The organism is Massilia sp. X63 (assembly GCF_041023745.1).
In the GTDB taxonomy this organism is placed as follows: Bacteria; Pseudomonadota; Gammaproteobacteria; order Burkholderiales; family Burkholderiaceae_D; genus Telluria.
Genome location: NZ_JBFTEF010000001.1, coordinates 592,989 through 605,446, shown reverse-complemented (window position 1 = coordinate 605,446; position 12,458 = coordinate 592,989). Strand labels below are relative to the sequence as shown.

Annotated in this window: 9 protein-coding genes; 7 read left to right on the top strand and 2 right to left on the bottom strand. The window is 68.4% G+C overall.

Annotation, left to right across the window (positions count from 1 at the left end):
* Positions 1–160 precede the first annotated feature (160 nt).
* From AB3347_RS02745 to AB3347_RS02730, 4 genes are all read left to right on the top strand, one after another.
* A complete protein-coding gene (locus tag AB3347_RS02745; RefSeq protein ID WP_369090229.1) occupies positions 161–1,015 on the top strand; it encodes a response regulator in 855 nt (284 codons plus the stop codon).
* 106 nt (positions 1,016–1,121) lie between these two features.
* On the top strand, positions 1,122–2,204 hold the full coding sequence (locus AB3347_RS02740; protein WP_369090228.1) for a 5-methyltetrahydropteroyltriglutamate--homocysteine methyltransferase: 1,083 nt from the start codon (positions 1,122–1,124) through the stop codon (positions 2,202–2,204).
* Positions 2,201–5,290: an ATP-binding protein gene (locus AB3347_RS02735; RefSeq protein WP_369090227.1), complete on the top strand. Its 3,090-nt coding sequence runs from the start codon at positions 2,201–2,203 to the stop codon at positions 5,288–5,290. Before AB3347_RS02740 ends, AB3347_RS02735 begins: the two co-directional genes overlap by 4 nt.
* A 130-nt stretch (positions 5,291–5,420) precedes the next feature.
* Positions 5,421–6,413: a diguanylate cyclase gene (locus AB3347_RS02730; RefSeq protein ID WP_369090226.1), complete on the top strand. Its 993-nt coding sequence runs from the start codon at positions 5,421–5,423 to the stop codon at positions 6,411–6,413.
* A 169-nt stretch (positions 6,414–6,582) separates the two neighbouring features.
* Here AB3347_RS02730 and AB3347_RS02725 read toward each other — a convergent pair whose 3' ends face one another.
* Positions 6,583–7,032: a hypothetical protein gene (locus tag AB3347_RS02725; RefSeq protein ID WP_369090225.1), complete on the bottom strand. Its 450-nt coding sequence runs from the start codon at positions 7,030–7,032 to the stop codon at positions 6,583–6,585.
* Positions 7,033–7,292: 260 nt separating this feature from the next.
* On the opposite strand from AB3347_RS02725, the gene AB3347_RS02720 reads away from it, so the two are divergent.
* On the top strand, positions 7,293–8,918 hold the full coding sequence (locus AB3347_RS02720; RefSeq protein WP_369090224.1) for a response regulator: 1,626 nt from the start codon (positions 7,293–7,295) through the stop codon (positions 8,916–8,918).
* Between the two features lie 63 nt (positions 8,919–8,981).
* On the opposite strand, the gene AB3347_RS02715 is transcribed toward AB3347_RS02720, so the two are convergent.
* Positions 8,982–9,437 (bottom strand): hemerythrin domain-containing protein, encoded by a 456-nt coding sequence (locus tag AB3347_RS02715; RefSeq protein ID WP_369090223.1) that lies wholly within the window; start codon positions 9,435–9,437, stop codon positions 8,982–8,984.
* 197 nt (positions 9,438–9,634) lie between these two features.
* Between AB3347_RS02715 and AB3347_RS02710 the strand changes: the two genes are divergently transcribed.
* Both AB3347_RS02710 and AB3347_RS02705 read left to right on the top strand, forming a co-directional pair.
* Positions 9,635–10,381, top strand: coding sequence for a sensor histidine kinase (locus tag AB3347_RS02710; RefSeq protein WP_369090222.1), 747 nt, complete (start codon positions 9,635–9,637; stop codon positions 10,379–10,381).
* Positions 10,382–10,488: 107 nt separating this feature from the next.
* Positions 10,489–12,450, top strand: coding sequence for an alkaline phosphatase family protein (locus tag AB3347_RS02705; protein WP_369090221.1), 1,962 nt, complete (start codon positions 10,489–10,491; stop codon positions 12,448–12,450).
* The last annotated feature ends 8 nt before the right edge of the window (positions 12,451–12,458 follow it).

Genomic DNA, 12,458 nt, shown 5'->3' with positions numbered 1-12,458 from the left:
GTCTCCTCTATTCTCCTCCAAGGAAATAGATTCAGCCCGCTTCCAGTAAGCGGGCTTTTTTTTGCTCGCGCGGCGCAAGGCCTGCACGGATCGAGACGGCAGTACGGCGCCATTTGGTGTAGGATTGCCGCCATGTTTTCGTTCCTACAACAGTTTGCCCATGCCTGAATACGATCCGCGCAGTGCCACCGAGCCGCGCAACGCCGCCTCCTACGACTGGTCCGGCACGAGCCTGGGCGAGCCGGGCCGCTGGCCTGTCCCGCTGCGCGTGGCGGCCGACCTGCTGCTCAATACGCCCCTGCCGGGACTGCTGGTGTGGGGACGCGAAACCGTCTTGGTCTTCAACGAAGCGTATGCCGCGCTGGCCGGGGTGGGTTGCGGCCGGGTGCCGGGCGGCTCGGTGCCCTCGGTACTGCCGCCGCCGCTGGCCGGCGCCGCCGGCGCGCTGCAGGGGGCATGGGACGGCCAGCCCGGCGTGGTCGCCGACGCGCACATTTCCTTCCGCCACGCGGACGGCCCGCTCGCGCACCACTGCGACCTGCGCCTGACGCCGGTGCCCGACGGCGCCGGCGGCATCGGCGGCGTGCACGTCCTGCTGGCCCCGCCGGCACCCGCCCCGCTGCTGGGCGAGCAGGAAGCGCCCGACGCCGCCTTGCGCATCCTGGTAGTCGAGGACAACCTCGATTCCCAGTACCTGGTATGCGAAATGCTGAAGGCCTTCGGCCACGAGGCCGACGGCGTCGCCCATCCCGACGACGCCCTGGCGCTGCTGGGAAAGCAGCGCTACCACGTGCTGTTCTCCGACGTCAGCCTGCCCGGCATGTCGGGGGTGGACCTGGCGCGCCGCGCGCTCGCCGACCATCCGGGGCTGAAGGTGATCTTCGCCTCCGGCTACGGCGACTCGCTGCTGCGCCACCTCGAATTCCCCTACCTGTCGCTCCAGAAGCCCTACGAGCTGGACCAGCTCCAGGACGCCCTGGCGAAGGTCTCGCAGCGGCCGGCGCAGGGACGGTGACCCTGGTTTCCCGACTCAGCGGGTCCCGGCTGGGCTACAATGGCGCTACCTTGGTCGTGCCGGGCCCGGCGCAGCCGTGCGCCCGCGGCCTGCTACCATGCCAGCGATGATGATTCCGACTGAACCGATCGGCAGCATTCCCCGCCCGCCCGAGCTGGTCGCCGCGATCCGTGGCGGCGCCGGGCCGCACGAACTCGCGCCCCTGCTCGATGCGGCGGTGCGCGCCACCGTGGCCGAGTTCGAGGCGACCGGCGCCCCCGTCATCAGCGACGGCGAACAGGGCAAGCTCGACAACTTCTGGTGCTACCCGGTGCGCGGCGCGGCGAATACCGCGCCGGACGGCTTCATGATTCCCCTGTCCAACGGCAGCAAAGCTGCGCGCCACCGCATGCCGCGCCTGACCCACGGCCCGTTCCGCTACCGATGCCATGCCGACCAGTTCCTGCGCGCGGCGCGGCGCCACGCCACCCAACCGGTCAAACAGGCCATCATCTCGCCGTCGGCGCTGTCGCTGCTCTACCCGCCCGACGGCCTGCCGGGCTATCCGCGCGAGCAATTCCTGGACGACCTGGTGCGCGAACACGAAACCGAGATCCGGCGCTGCCTGGAAGCCGGCGCGCACAAGGTGCAGATCGATTTCGCCGAAGGACCGCTGGCGATGCGGCTCGATCCGAGCGGCGCCCTGCTGGCCAGTTTCATCCACCTGAACAACATGGCCCTGAGCCGCTTTTCGAGCGCCGAGCGGGCCCTGATCGGGCTGCACGTGTCGGCTGCCGGGATACGGCCGGCCGGCGCCCGCCCGGCCGCGGACGAGCACGTCGACTATGCCGAACTGCTCCCGGCGCTGTTCGAAATCCGCGCCGGCAGCGTCTATATCGCCATGGCCGGCCAGCCCGAACCCGAACGCGTGCTGCGCATCGCGCGCGACTATGCGCGCCCGGACCAGCGCGTGTTCGTCGGCGTGACCGACCCGGCCAACCCGCAGGTCGAAAGCCTTGAGGAGGTGCGCGACCGGGTGCTGCTGGCGGCGCGCTACCTCCCTGCGGACCGCCTCGGCACCACCGACGATGCCGGCTTCGCGCCCTTCTTCGACGACGACAGCGTCAGCCGCGCCACCGCGTTCGCAAAGGTAGCAGCGCGGGTCGAAGGCACGCGCCTGGCCGCCATGCTGCTGGAGGGGGGTGCATGAGCGACGAGCACGAACTCGAGATGATGCGCACGGCCGCGCTGCGCAATGCGCAGAGCGTGCTGGCCGCGCGCCAGCGCGCCGAAGACGAGCTGCTGGCCGCGCAGGAAGCGCTGCGGCGCGCCAACGAGCGCATGGAAAACATGCTCGAGAGCCTGTCGGACGGCTTCTGCGCGGTCGACCGCGAATGGCGCATCATTTATATCAACGGGCGCGCGCTCGACATGATCGCGCCGCTCGACAAGCACCGCGCCGGCCTGCTCGGCAAGAACCTGTGGAAAGAGTTCGAGGACCTGCACGGCACCTCGGTGGCCGAGGACTGCCGGCGCGCCATGGAGCAGCGCGAGACCGTGGTGCGCGACTTCTATTATGTGCGCCTGCAGTGCTGGCTCGAGATGCGCCTGCACCCTTCGCCCGATGGCCTGACCCTGTACTTCCAGGACATCACCCAGCGCAAGCTGGACCAGCAGGCCCTGGTCGAGAACAACAACCGCCTGCAGGTGGCGCTGGCGGCCGGCCGCCTGGGCGACTGGCGCTGGGATGCGGCGCTCGACCGCGTCATCCTGGGACCGCGCGCCGCCGGCATCCTGGGACTGCCGGCCGAGACGCCCCTGCCCTGGCCGCAGTTGCGCGCGCGCCTGCACCCCGAGCATCGGATCCAGGTGCGGCGCGCCGTGCTCAAGGCCTTCAAGGCGCGCGCCGACCTGAACATCGAATGCCGGGTTGCCGCCAGCCATGGCGGCAAGCCCGCCGATCCGCACGAGTCCGGCCACGGCGCGACGCGCTGGGTGGCCCTGGTCGGGCGCCCCGACTATGCCGAGCGCAAGGGCCAGGAAACCCTGGTCGGCATGACCGGCGTGGTGCAGGACATCAGCGGCCGCAAGAGCGCCGAGGACACCCTGCGCCAGAGCGAGGAACTGCTGCGCGCCCTGGCCAACACCATCCCGCAGCTGGCCTGGATGGCCGGCACCGACGGCGGCATCGTCTGGTTCAACGACCGCTGGTACGCCTACACCGGGCGCACGCCGCAGCAGAGCGTCGGCTGGGGCTGGCAACAGGTGATCGAACCGAGCGTCCTGTCGGCGGTGATGGCGCGCTGGCGCGACACCATCCGCACCGGCGAGCCCTTCGAGATGGAATTCCCGCTGCGCGGCGCCGATGGCGGCTACCGCTGGTACCTGACGCGGGTGAGCGCAGTGCGCGACGCCGAAGGCCGCGTGGTGCGCTGGTTCGGCACGAATACCGACGTCGACCAGGTCAAGCGCGCCGAGCAGGCGCTACGCGACGAGTCGCACGTGCTCGAACTGCTCAACAATACCGGCAACGTGCTGGCCTCGACCCTCGACCTGCGCGCGCTGCTGCGCGCCGCCACCGAAGCCGCGCTGGGCGTCAGCAGTGCGCGCTTCGGCGCCTTCATCCACTACGGCCAGGCGGACGACGGCGCCGTGTTCTCGATGGCGGCGGGCGCGGCGGCATCGAGCCAATTCCAGGGCCTGGACGCGGCGCGCGTGGATGCGCTCTACCCGCCCGCGCTGCGCGCCGATGGCCTGGTGCGCAGCGCCGACCTGGCCTGCGACCCGCGCCATGCCGGCGCCGCGCCCCAGTTCGGCCTGCCCGGCGGCCACCGCGCAGTGCGTTCCTACATGGCGGTGCCGGTGGCCGCGCGCTCGGGCGAATTGCTCGGCACCATGGTGTTCGGCCACCCGGAAGCAGGCGTGTTCAACGAGCGCAGCGAGCGCATCGTGCGCGGCATCGCCGCCCAGGCCGCGATCGCGGTCGACAACATCCGCCTGTACGACGCCACCCGCCGCGCCGCCGAGGAGCGCAAGGTGCTGCTCGAAAACGAACGCGAAGCCCGCGCCGAAGCCGAGCGCAGCAGCCAGATGAAGGACGAATTCCTGGCCACCCTGTCGCACGAACTGCGTACCCCGTTATCGGCCATCCTCGGCTGGTCGCAGGTGCTGCGCCGCGGCAGCCGCGATGGCGCCGACCTGCAGCGCGGCCTGCAGACCATCGAGCGCAACGCGCGCGCCCAGGCCCAGCTGATCGAAGACCTGCTCGACATGAGCCGCATCACCTCGGGCAAGGTACTGCTCGACATGCAGGCGATCGCGCCGACTTCCTTCATCGACGCCGCCATCGAGACCGTGCGTCCGGCGGCCGACGCCAAGCACATCGCCATCGAGAAGCACTACGAGGCCCCAGGGGCGCTGGTGGCCGGCGACGCCGGCCGGCTGCAGCAGGTGATCTGGAACCTGCTGTCGAATGCGATCAAGTTCACTCCGCGCGACGGCAAGGTGGCGGTGGAGGTGAACGAGCGCGAGGCCCAGGGCGGCAAGGTGGTGGCGATCACGGTGCGCGACAACGGCGTCGGCATCCGCTCCGAGTTCATCACCCACGTGTTCGAACGTTTCCGCCAGGAAGACGCTTCCATGACGCGCCGCCATGGCGGCCTCGGACTGGGCCTGTCGATCGTCAAGCACCTGGTCGAGCAGCACGGCGGCACGGTGCGCGCCGAGAGCCCCGGCGAGGGCCTGGGCGCCAGCTTCACGATCGAACTGCCGCGTGCCGAGGCGCCGGCCGGGGCCGGGCGCCTGCTGCGCACCACCCCGGCGCCGATGCCGACGCCGGAAGCACCCGAAGCCGCCGCACGCGACCTGAACGGACTGACGGTGCTGGTGGTGGACGACGCACGCGACGGACGCGAGCTGATCGCCCGCATCCTGACCGATTGCCACGCCCGGGTGCGGGTGGCGGCCAGCGCGCGCGAGGCCTTCGACGCCCTGCGCGCCGACCGCCCCGACCTGTTGATCAGCGACCTGGGCATGCCCGAGGTCGACGGCTTCGAACTGATCGGCTGGGTGCGCGCGTTGCCGCGCGAGCTGGGCGGCCAGCTGCCGGCGATCGCGCTGACCGCGTTCGCCCGTCCGGAAGACCGCTTGAAGGCGCTGGAAGCGGGTTTTTCAACCCATATTTCGAAGCCGGTGGAACCGGGAGAACTGATTGCCGCGGTGGCCTCGGTGGCCGCGCCGGCCAAGCCGGCGGCGCTGGCCAGGCCGGCCGGGGACGCACAGGAACACGGTCGTTGATGATCCTACCGCGACACGCGGCGCTGTCCTACAAGAAATTTTATGAGCTTTGCTAGACTATGAAGAGATGGGATGTGTCCATTCCAAATGGAAATGGAACATACTCCCGACAGCATACAAGAGAACGAGCATGCCGAGCAGACAAGACATTTTGAACGCGAAGATCCTGGTGGTGGACGACTCGCCCGACAATATCGAGCTGATGGAAGAGATATTGCGCGAAGAAGGCTACACTTGCGTGAGTTCGACGATGCTGCCCGAGCAGGTTTGCCCGCTGCACCGCGAGCACAACTACGACCTGATCCTGCTCGACCTGCAGATGCCGGGCCTGAACGGCTTCCAGGTCATGAAGGGCCTGAAGGAAATTGAACAGGGCGGCTACCTGCCGGTGCTGGCCCTGACGGCCCAGCCGAGCTTCAAGATCGCCGCGCTGGAAGCCGGCGCGCGCGACTTCATCAGCAAGCCCTTCGACCTGCTCGAGGTGCACAAGCGCATCCACAACATGCTCGAGGTGCGCCTGCTCTACAAGGAACTGGCGCAATATTCGCGCGCGCAGCAGGAACTGGCGCTGCACGACGCCCTCACCGGCCTGCCCAACCGCCGCCTGCTGGAAGACCGCATCGAGACCGCCCTGCAGCACGCCAACCGCAGCCATACCAAGGCCGCGATCATGTACCTCGACCTGGACGGCTTCAAGGCGATCAACGACACCTATGGCCACGCCTACGGCGACGACATCCTCAAGATGGTGTCGCAGCGCCTGCTGGCCAGCTCGCGCAAGGAAGACACCGTGGCCCGCCTCGGCGGCGACGAATTCATGGTGGTGCTGGGCGAGATCCACAGCCTGGCCGACGCCCAGGGACCGGCCGCCAAGCTGGTCGAGGCGGTGTCCGAGCCCTACTTCATCAACGACCTCACGCTGCGCCTGTCGACCTCGATCGGCATCAGCATCTATCCGGACGACGCCGAATCGGTGGACGCCCTGATCAGCATCGCCGACTACGCCCTGTACGAAGCCAAGCGCGCCGGCAAGAACCGCTTCTGCTCGCCGGCGGCCAACCGCCAGTCCGGCGCCAAGGCGGCGGCGCCCGCGCCCGCAGTCGAAACCGCCGCGCATCGCTGATTACCCCTCTTCCAGCCGGACCATGAACTGGCCGGAATGATGCTGCTGGCATTATTCCGGCCAATGTCATTGCGGCCATGTCATGAGCCCTGAAGCAGGCGACATGAAAAACGGGCCACGGGAGGCTGGCGCCGCCCGTGGCCCGTCATCGCACGACGGCAAGCGCCGTCTAGCGGTTCCCGCCCTCGTCCTTCTGCAGGTACCTGGTATTGATCTCCGCCGTGCGCAGCATCTCTTCCCTATTGGCTTCGATGGCCTGGGCAGCCTGGTGGTCGCGGCTGGCGTCGACCTTGTCCGGCGCCACTTCGATCCGGGTGATGCTGGACTGGACCGAGACCGGATCGCTGGCCGGGAAGGTCATCTCGACGGCGTCGTCGAGCAGTTCTTCTTCCGCCTGCTCCTTGCCGGTCGCGCCTTCGCAACCGGCCAGTGCCTTGATGGCAATTGCATAGTTGACCAAGCGCATATTGGCCAGCTCGCCGATGGTGCGTACGCCGGCGGCGGCAAAGGCGCTGGCCTGTTGTTCGCTGACACCGCATAGTGCGCTGAGTGGCGCATTGACGAGTTCAGCCAGCGATTTGCCGTGATAATCCTGATTGACGATAGAGTCGATATTCATTGCGTGTCCTTTCATGTAGGCAGCCCCGTCTTCCATGGATACGGTTGAACTGGACGATTCCACTATCGCACACCCACTCTGCGGCGTATGTGCGGCACCGAACATCGTCACCGCGCGCACGATTGATTTTTGCCTATTTGCACTTAAATTGCTCGTGATATCATTCTTTGTTATTACAGCGATTTCATTACGCTGCCGTTCGTGATCTGGTATACCCTTGCCTGAAGGCAAATCTTCTGGCGAAAGCATGACATTGCATCGTGGCCGATACTGATAAACCCAAGATCCTGGTCGTCAACGACGACGCCGCCAGCCTCCTCGCGCTGACGAGTCTGCTCGACCAATGGGCGGACGAGAGCAATTACAGCGTCCATTCGGCCCGCTCCGGCCAGGAGGCCTTGCGCCAGGTGCTGCTCCACGATTTCGCGGTGATCCTGCTCGACGTCAACATGCCGGGCATGGACGGCTTCGAGACGGCCGAGGCGATCCACCAGCGCGCCCGCTCGGCCGACATCCCGATCATCTTCGTGACCGCCTTCCTGGCCGACGAGATCGACCGCCTGAAGGCCTACCAGCGCGGCGCCGCCGATTTCCTGTTCACCCCGGTGATCCCGCAGATCCTGCATGCCAAGGTGTCGGTGTTCGTGGCGCTGGCGATGAAGAACGAGCAGCTCAAGCGCCAGGCCGAGAAGCTGTCGCAGCGCACCACCGAACTGACCGCCACCAACCGCCGCCTGGTGCGCGAGATGGAAGAACGCCGCGACGCCGAACGCAAGAGCCACGCCAAGGACGAATTCCTCGCCATGCTCGGCCACGAGCTGCGCAACCCGCTGTCGGCGATCAGCAGCGCTTCCTCGCTGATCGGCCTGCCGGGCGCCAACGCCGAAACCGTGGGACGCGCCAAGCAGATCATCCAGCGCCAGAGCCAGCACCTGTCGCGCATCGTCGACGACCTGCTCGACCTGTCGCGTGCGATGTCGGGCAAGATCCTGCTCACGCGCAAGCCAATCGACCTGTCGAACCTGGTCTCGGGCTGCCTCGAGACCTTCCGCGCCACCGGCCGCACCGCCGGCTACCGCTTCAGCGTCGACCTGGCCCCGAACTGGGTGGACGGCGACCCGACCCGCCTCGAGCAGATCACCTCGAACCTGCTGGACAACGCGCTCAAGTACACCCCCAGCGGCGGCAACATCGACATCAGCCTGGCCCAGTCGGGCGAGGATGTAGTGCTGACGGTGCGCGACAGCGGCGTCGGCATCCCCGAAGAGCTGCTGCCGCATGTGTTCGACGTGTTCGTGCAGGGCGCGATCTCGATCGACCGCTCGCAGGGCGGCCTGGGCATCGGCCTGTCGCTGGTGCGGCGCCTGGTGGAGCTGCACGGCGGCAGCGTCAGCGCCGCTAGCTCCGGCAGCGGCAACGGCAGCAGCTTCATGATCCGCCTGCCGCGCACCGAGCCGGCCGTCGCCGCCCAGGCGCCGCAGCAGAGCGCCGGCGACAACAGCGGCAAGCCCTCGGTGCTGCTGATCGAAGACAATGACGATGGACGCGAGATGATGGCCACCATGCTGGCCGCCCACGGCTTCCCGGTGGCCACGGCCGCCGACGGCCTGCAGGGCGTGGCGGCGGCACAGGCCGGCAAGCCGGCCGCGGCCCTGGTGGACATCGGCCTGCCCGGCATCGACGGCTATGAAGTGGCGCGCCGCCTGCGGGGCGACCCCAGCACCAGCGGCATTCGATTGATCGCACTGACCGGCTACGGCCTGGCCGAAGACCAGCGCCGCGTGCTGGAGGCGGGTTTCGACCAGCACCTGGTGAAACCGGTGGGCATGGACCAGCTGCTCGAAGCGCTGGCGCCGGCCAAGCTGCTGCCGGCCGACGCGGCCTGAGGATTCCGGCCGCCGGCGCCATCCCGGCGCGTCCGGGACGGCCGCTGCCGCCCCGGAGCCGGCTTACTGCAGCTCCGCCGCCCGCGCCGCCATTTCCTGGCCCAGCGCCTGCAGGTCCAGCTTGAGTTCCTTCATTTTCGGGAACATCTCCTGTTCTTCTTCCTCGACGTGGTGGTCGACCATCTCGCCCAGCACCTTCACCTTGGCGTCGTACAGCTCGTCGCCCGGGTCCATTTCCTGGATCTGGGCGATCAGGTCCTTGGCCGATGCGTGCTCGACCACGGCTTCGTCGACCAGGTCCTCGGTTTCCTCGCTGGCTTCGCGCACCGCCGGATACAGGATTTCTTCCTCGATGGTGGTGTGCATGATCAGCGCCTGGCAGATCTCGTCGGCCAGCTTTTTCTTGCTGACCTTGGCGCGATCGGTCATGTTCTCGAACTTCTCGAACATCGCGTGCACTTCGCGGTGCTGCGCGGTCAGCAGCGTGATGGCATCCTGCGTCTTGCTTGCGGTCGTCATTGTCGTACCCCCGATTGTTAGATGCGTCTGTTAATAAAGTGGCATCCGCCACGCCCCAAGCTTCGCCCGAAACCGGCGGCGCGACTGTACGGCAGCGCACGCTGTCCCGGCGCCCCGGCTGCGACCGTGCACGCGGCTTGCGCGCCGCCATGCCGCGGAGTGATGTATTATTTGGGAAACATTCAACCGAGCCTACGATGACCGAACCGGCACATCCGCAGCCCGACACGGCCGCTGTCGCATCCACAGTGCCGGTCGTGGACCGCACCGCTGAACTCACCGAGATGCTGGGCTACCTCGCCGCCTGCTGGGACGAGGAACGCCGGCTGCTGGCGCGCCAGCTGCACGACAGCCTCGGCTCGTCGATGACGGCGCTGACCATGCACCTGGCCCTGCTCACCCAGCACATCCCGGCCGAGAACCAGTCGATGCGCGACCGCAGCGCGCAGATGAAGCAGCTGCTCGCGCAGATCATCGAGACCAACCGCAAGATGCAGCTCGATCTGTGGAACGACAAGCTCGAATTCCTCGGCCTGAAAGCCGCGCTGGCCGAACTGGTGCCGGGCCTTGCCGCCGCCCACGGCATCAAGGCACGCACCAGCCTGCCGGACGAGGATGTTTCGTACACCCGCACCCAGGGCGTGGTGCTGCTGCGCTGCGCCGAGGAAGGCCTGCGCAACGCGGCCGCGCATGCGCGCGCGACCCTGGTCGACGTGATCCTGGGCGACGACGGCGACCAGGTCATGCTGACCGTGCGCGACAACGGCGCCGGCCTGCCCCAACACAGCTGCGCCGACGAATTGCTGGCATCGACCAGCTGCCACGGCCTGCGCCTGCTGCGCGAACGGGCCCGCTTCCTGGGCGGCTCGCTCCAGCTGCGCAGCCAGGAAGGCGGCGGCGCCACGCTGTGCATGACCCTGCCGAAGGCGGCGCCGGCGGCCTGAGGCTCGCGCGCCCAGCCCGCCCGGCGGGTCTGCTACACTGGCTGGTTCATCAAACCAGCATCCTGCACCGATTGATCCAGACTCCTGCCCCCGAGGGCCTTCCGCCCGTGCTTGCCGGCCCTGTCCTGCGCCGCCTCGAGCCGGACCGCCTGGTGCTGTGGCTGGTGGGCAGCGCACCGCTCGACCTGAGCCTGGTGCTGGCGCCCACCATCGGCGCGCCACAGCGCCTGGCGCTGGACGCGCGCAGCTGCCGTGTGCTGCGCATCGGCCGCCACGCCTGCGTGCACCTGATCGATGTCGCCCTGCCGGAACCGCTGCCGGAAGACACGCTCATCGAGTACGACCTGCTGCTGAAGCAGGGCGACGGCCAGGAGGCCGGCATCGCGCAGTGGGCGCCGCACCTGCTGCATGCCGGCGCCATGCGGCCGAACCTGGTGCTGCGCAGCCGCAGCGACAATATCCTGTTCGGTTCGTGCCGCAAGCCGCATCATCCGGCGCCCGACGGCCTGGCGCGCGCAGACGCCTTGCTGGCCGCTCGCATCGACCGCGCCGACGAGCGGCCCGCCATGCTCATGCTGTGCGGCGACCAGGTGTATGCCGACGACGTGGCCGGCCCGACGCTGGCGGCGATCCACGCGCTGGTCGAGCGCCTGGGCCTGTATGGCGAAAGCCTGCAGGGCGCGGTGGTGGCGGACAGCGAGGCGCTGTACCGCCATCCGGCCGCCTACTACCGGCGCGAAGAGCTGCTGCCTGCGTTCAAGTCCAATGATGCGCTGCGCGACCGCTTCTTCGGCGGCAAGGAAAAGCCGATCTTCACCACGGCCAATGCGCACAACCACCTGGTTACCCTGGCCGAGGTGATGGCCATGTACCTGCTGGTCTGGTCGCCGGTGCCGTGGCGGCTGGTGGCCGATGCGCCGCCCCCCGCACTGGCGCCCCGCCATGCGCAGCGCTGGCGCCGCGAGTCGCAGGCGCTGGCGGGCTTCCGGCGCGACCTGCCGCAGGCCGCGCGCCTCCTGGCGCACGTCCAGACCCTGATGATCTTCGACGACCACGACATCACCGACGACTGGAACCTGTCGGCGAGGTGGGAAAGCACCGCCTACGAACACCCGTTCTCGCGCCGCATCGTGGGCAATGCGCTGATCGCCTACATGCTGTGCCAGGGCTGGGGCAACCGCCCCGATGTGTTCGCGGCGCCGCTGGACGACATGGCGGCGCTGGCCGCCACCGCCGCTGCCGACAACCGGCTCGACGCGACAAGGCAGGATGCACTGATCCAGCGCCTGCTGTCGTTCCGCCAGTGGGACTTCGTCCTGCGGACCAAGCCCACCGTGATCGTGCTCGACACCCGCACCCGGCGCTGGCGCAACCGGCGCAGGCCCGGCCATCCTTCCGGCCTGATGGACTGGGAATCGCTGACCCAGCTGCAGCACGAGCTGCTGGACGAAACGGCCGCGGTCATCGTCTCGCCCTCGCCCATGTTCGGGGGCAAGCTGATCGAGGTGATACAAAGGCTTGCCACCTTCGCCGGCCTGGCACTGACCGTCGACGCCGAAAACTGGATGGCGCACCGCGGCGCGGCCAGCAGCATGCTGAACATCTTCCGCCATTCGCGCACCCCGGCCAATTACGTGGTGCTGTCGGGCGACGTGCGCTACTCGTTCGCCTACGATATCCGATTGCGCGAAGCGCCCGAACTGGCCGAAGGGGAGCGCACGCCGCACGTCTGGCAGGTCACCAGCAGCGGCATCAAGAACGCATTCCCGCGCCGCCTGCTCGACTGGCTCGACCGCCTGAACCGCTGGCTGTATGCGCCGCGCTCGCCGCTGAACTGGTTCACCCAGCGCCGCGATCTGGCCCTGACGCCCTACCTGCCGGACCAGCGCAGGCAGGGCGAGCGGGTCTGGAACGGCGCCGGCATCGGCCAGGTGTGGCTCGATGCGCAAGGGCGGCCGGCGCGCATCGTGCAGCATAACGCCGATGGCCGGCCCTCGACCCGTTTCCTGGCGCCGGAGCAGGACGCCTCGCTTGGCGCGGCCGCCGGGCGGCCCCTGGGCAAGCACTGAGGAAGCAC

What these genes read in the sequence shown, in the direction of transcription:
- AB3347_RS02745 (WP_369090229.1), top strand. Translation starts at nt 161, where the DNA reads ATGCCTGAATACGATCCGCGCAGTGCCACCGAGCCGCGCAACGCCGCC.
- AB3347_RS02740 (WP_369090228.1), top strand. Translation starts at nt 1,122, where the DNA reads ATGATGATTCCGACTGAACCGATCGGCAGCATTCCCCGCCCGCCCGAG.
- AB3347_RS02735 (WP_369090227.1), top strand. Translation starts at nt 2,201, where the DNA reads ATGAGCGACGAGCACGAACTCGAGATGATGCGCACGGCCGCGCTGCGC.
- AB3347_RS02730 (WP_369090226.1), top strand. Translation starts at nt 5,421, where the DNA reads ATGCCGAGCAGACAAGACATTTTGAACGCGAAGATCCTGGTGGTGGAC.
- AB3347_RS02725 (WP_369090225.1), bottom strand. Translation starts at nt 7,032, where the DNA reads ATGAATATCGACTCTATCGTCAATCAGGATTATCACGGCAAATCGCTG.
- AB3347_RS02715 (WP_369090223.1), bottom strand. Translation starts at nt 9,437, where the DNA reads ATGACGACCGCAAGCAAGACGCAGGATGCCATCACGCTGCTGACCGCG.
- AB3347_RS02710 (WP_369090222.1), top strand. Translation starts at nt 9,635, where the DNA reads ATGACCGAACCGGCACATCCGCAGCCCGACACGGCCGCTGTCGCATCC.